The organism is Moraxella caprae DSM 19149 (genome assembly GCF_000426885.1).
GTDB lineage: Bacteria > Pseudomonadota > Gammaproteobacteria > Pseudomonadales > Moraxellaceae > Moraxella > Moraxella caprae.
The window spans coordinates 1-3137 of sequence record NZ_AUGF01000085.1 but is presented as its reverse complement, the minus strand read 5'-3'; the positions used below and the strand labels follow the sequence as shown (position 1 = coordinate 3137).

Below are 3137 nucleotides of genomic sequence, written 5' to 3'. Positions count from 1 at the left end.
TAATGGTAATTGTCGTCTTCATAACCGTAAATTACCACTGTTTGGTTAAGTTGTCTTTTTAGTTTTTGTTACAGCATACTTTTTGAACCACTGCCAAATTTAATTCATCATAACACGACATTCATCAGTTAAAATAATTTTATGTAGTTGAATTATTAATAAGTTTTATAAATAAGAAATTTATGTAAGTGATGTAAACAAAAAGACACAAAAAGACCGTCATCAAACGGTCTTTTGGTCTTAATGGCCTATTTACTCATCATCGCCATAATATTTCACACCGATTTTAATGGGTTCACGCCCTTGGCTACGGCGAAAATTATTGGTATCACGGAGCGAATAAGCACAGCCACAGTATTCTTGTTGATAAAAATGCTCACGCTTGCTAATCTCAATCATACGGCTACTGCCACCGCCTTTACGCCAGTTAAAATCCCAATAATCCAAGCCATCATAAGGGGCAACGGCACGATGTCCGCAGTCGTTGATTTGAGCCATGTTTTTCCAGCGACTAATGCCAAGCGAGCTTGTCATCACAGGAAAGCCATGCTCATGGGCGTATAGGGCGGTGCGTTCAAATCGCATGTCAAAACACATGGTGCAACGGCGACCTCGCTCGGGGTCTTGCTCCATGCCTTTGGCACGAGCGAACCAATTATCCATGTCATAATCAGCATCAATGAACGGTATGCCGTGCTTTTGGGCAAAAGCGATGTTCTCGTTTTTGCGAATCTCGTATTCTTTTTTGGGGTGAATGTTGGGATTATAAAAATAAATGGTAAATTCAATGCCACTGGCAAGCATCGCCTCCATGACCTCGCCTGAGCAAGGGGCGCAGCATGAGTGTAGTAGCACTTTTTTGTGTCCGTTTGGCGGGGTCAAAATCTCACGGTCAATCGGCGTTAGGTGCGGATTGGTGGGGTCGGCTTTGGCGATTTGTGGTTTGCCTTTGCGTTGATTTTGGCTTTGATTTTGGTTGGGATTGGGGGTGTGGGTCTGTACGCTCATAATTTAACAATGATAAATAAAAATGGCGATTATTATAGCATTGATTTAAATTTTTTGCTAAAATTTGCGTGAATTTGTATTTAAAAAGGTTTTTTATGAAACTCAACTGGCACGACAGCTTAGACATCGCCATTGCCCTTGCCGAAAAGCACCCCGATGTAGACGTACAATATATTCGCTTTACCGACTTGCACCGCTATGTGTGCGAGCTTGACGACTTTGTGGGCGAACCTGACAAATCCAACGAAGCGATATTAGAAGCCATTCAAATGGCGTGGCTTGATGAGCTTGATTGATAATTTAGATAATTTAAAGATAATTTATGGGTGTATCATACGCCTTTTATCTGGTTTTTATCCACCTTTCAAAACTTTATCTGTAAAAAAGCGATCATTATCACCGCTTTTTATTTTGGTAGTATGGTAAGGTGCATACCACGCACCTTTTAAATTGGTGCGTTTTGAAGTTAAATGGTTATAAAATCAACCCTTTAACTTATCGCCCACCAATCCTTTGACCGTGTTTAGAATATCGGCAGGCAAGATAACGGTTTTGGCATTGTCGGACTGTGCCATGTCGTTCATCGCTTTGATGTACTGCTCGCCAAGCAAGTACACAACAGGCATTTCTTTGCCGTCCATCGCCGATGAGATAAGACGAATGGATTCTTCGGAACCTTTGGCAAGCACTACTTGAGCTTCGGCATCACGGCGAGACGCTTCCAATCGTCCGTCCGCCTCCAAAATGGCCGCCTGTTTTTGCCCGTCCGCTCGTGTTACCATGGCTCGGCGTTGGCGTTCGGCGGCCGCTTGCTCTTCCATCGCCAGTTGCATGGTGTGGGACGGTTTGATGTCTTGGATTTCCACCGTTTTTAGGGTAATGCCCCAGTCGGCGATGTCGTCTGAAATGGCGTGTTTGAGCTGGGTTTTGATTTGGTCTCGGCTTGATAACGCACTGTCCAAATCCATCTCGCCCACGATAGAACGCAAAGACGTTTGCACCAGATTGCGAATGCCGTATTCATAGTCTTCAATACCGTACACCGCATATTCTGGCTGAATGATGTTAATGTACGCCACCGCATTGGCGATGATGACCACGTTGTCTCGGGTGATGACTTCTTGACTGGGAATGTCAAGCACGATGTCTTTGGTCGTGATTTTATAGGCGACCGTATCGATAAAGGGAATGATAAAATTCAAGCCCGGTTCTAAGGTCTGGTGATATTTTCCCAGTCGCTGAACCACCCATTTATAGCCTTGTGGTACGAGTCTGACACCCTTAAAAACGGTAAAGACGACAAACGCCACCAAGACAAATAAAACTTCCATAATAAGCCCCCATCTAACAGTTATCTAAAATTATCTAAATTTGAAATACAGGGCAAAAGTGATTACCCTCTACCAATCTATCTAATATGATGAATTGGCAATAAATAGCAATCCAATGGCATTATTTACGCCGAACCACCAACTCATTACCCAGTATCTGCACCACCACGACCCTATCGCCTGCCTGCAACACTTCGCCATCTGCCCCACGGCACAGCCATTCATCAGAGCCGACTTTTGGCACGCTAAACCGCACTTTGCCGAGCTTGTCGGCACTTGGATCGTGGGTCAGCATGCCTATCTCGCCGATGATGACACTGCCCCCAAGCCCTGCGGTCGTGCGAGTTTTGATGTTGGGCTGGATAAGTTTAAACCATGCCACGCACGAGATGACCGACAGCACAAGCCACAAGATGACCCCCGCCCCAAAGCCCAAGCCAAACGCCCACGCAAGCACTGCCGTAACAACAGCAGACGCCCCGAACCATAGCAGAAAAAAGGTCGGCACAAACATCTCTAATATCATCAAAATCAGACCAAAAACCAACCAATGCCAAGGCTGTACGTTCATCAGGTGTCCTTATGTGGATTTTTGGTTAATATAAATCATTTATCAAAAATAGTCAATGAGTTAATCCCAAACCCTAACCCATTGATAATCATAAAAATACTTGACAAAATATAAAATCGGCTGACAATCTTTTGGAAAATGGAAAATGGAAAATGGAAAATGGAAAATGGAAAATGGAAAATGGAAAATGGAAAATGGAAAATGGAAAATGGAAAATGGAAAATGGA

Annotated in this window: 4 protein-coding genes; 1 reads left to right on the top strand and 3 read right to left on the bottom strand. The window is 43.8% G+C overall.

Annotation, left to right across the window (positions count from 1 at the left end; translation table 11 throughout):
• Positions 1-252 precede the first annotated feature (252 nt).
• Entirely contained in the window at positions 253-1008 is a 756-nt protein-coding gene (locus K941_RS0112235; protein ID WP_228130419.1) for an epoxyqueuosine reductase QueH, read from the bottom strand.
• 95 nt (positions 1009-1103) lie between these two features.
• Here K941_RS0112235 and iscX point away from each other — a divergent pair, with 95 nt between their 5' ends.
• Positions 1104-1304 carry a Fe-S cluster assembly protein IscX gene (gene iscX, locus K941_RS0112230; protein WP_029103819.1) on the top strand — a complete coding sequence of 67 codons (201 nt, stop codon included), beginning with the start codon at positions 1104-1106 and terminating at the stop codon, positions 1302-1304.
• 186 nt (positions 1305-1490) lie between these two features.
• Here iscX and K941_RS0112225 read toward each other — a convergent pair whose 3' ends face one another.
• Positions 1491-2339, bottom strand: coding sequence for an SPFH domain-containing protein (locus K941_RS0112225; RefSeq protein ID WP_029103818.1), 849 nt, complete (start codon positions 2337-2339; stop codon positions 1491-1493).
• 121 nt (positions 2340-2460) lie between these two features.
• Complete coding sequence (locus K941_RS0112220) at positions 2461-2910, bottom strand: NfeD family protein (protein ID WP_029103817.1); 450 nt, start codon at positions 2908-2910, stop codon at positions 2461-2463.
• Positions 2911-3137: the final 227 nt, after the last annotated feature.

Coding starts and splice junctions, on each gene's coding strand:
- K941_RS0112235 (WP_228130419.1), bottom strand. CDS start 1,008: ATGAGCGTACAGACCCACACCCCCAATCCCAACCAAAATCAAAGCCAA.
- iscX (WP_029103819.1), top strand. CDS start 1,104: ATGAAACTCAACTGGCACGACAGCTTAGACATCGCCATTGCCCTTGCC.
- K941_RS0112225 (WP_029103818.1), bottom strand. CDS start 2,339: ATGGAAGTTTTATTTGTCTTGGTGGCGTTTGTCGTCTTTACCGTTTTT.
- K941_RS0112220 (WP_029103817.1), bottom strand. CDS start 2,910: ATGAACGTACAGCCTTGGCATTGGTTGGTTTTTGGTCTGATTTTGATG.